The 421-nt window shown below is 70.5% G+C and carries 1 protein-coding gene; it reads left to right on the top strand.

The window, feature by feature from the left end; genetic code table 11:
- Window positions 1-37: 37 nt before the first annotated feature.
- Window positions 38-421 (top strand): lysozyme family protein (locus IO40_RS0132825; RefSeq protein WP_031176688.1); only part of this gene is annotated, 384 nt, incomplete at its 3' end.

Below are 421 nucleotides of genomic sequence, written 5' to 3'. Positions count from 1 at the left end.
GGCCGGAACGTCCCCCCACGAGAGGCTTTCCGCTCGCATGCGTACCACCACGCTGATCCCCCGCCGTATCGCCACCACCGGTATCACCGTCCTGGGCGCGGCCGGTATCGCCACCGCCGCCCTGACCGGCACCGCCCACGCCCAGGCCCCGGCCAAGCCGGCCGACAAGGTGCTGTCCGCGGACTCCGCGACCGCCGCCGAGCACGTCGCCACCCAGGCCGCCCACGCCAAGGCCGCCAAGGACGGCAAGAAGGCCGAGGACTACCCCGACAACCTGGACGGGTGGATCCGTGAGGCCATGTCGATCATGAAGAAGCACGGTATCCCCGGCTCCTACGACGGCATCAAGCGCAACATCATCCGCGAGTCCGGCGGCGACCCGGGCGCGGTCAACGACTGGGACATCAACGCCCAGAAGGGC

It is taken from the genome of Streptomyces albus subsp. albus (assembly GCF_000725885.1).
Taxonomy (GTDB): Bacteria; Actinomycetota; Actinomycetes; order Streptomycetales; family Streptomycetaceae; genus Streptomyces; species Streptomyces albus.
This window is presented reverse-complemented; position numbering and strand designations above follow the sequence as displayed.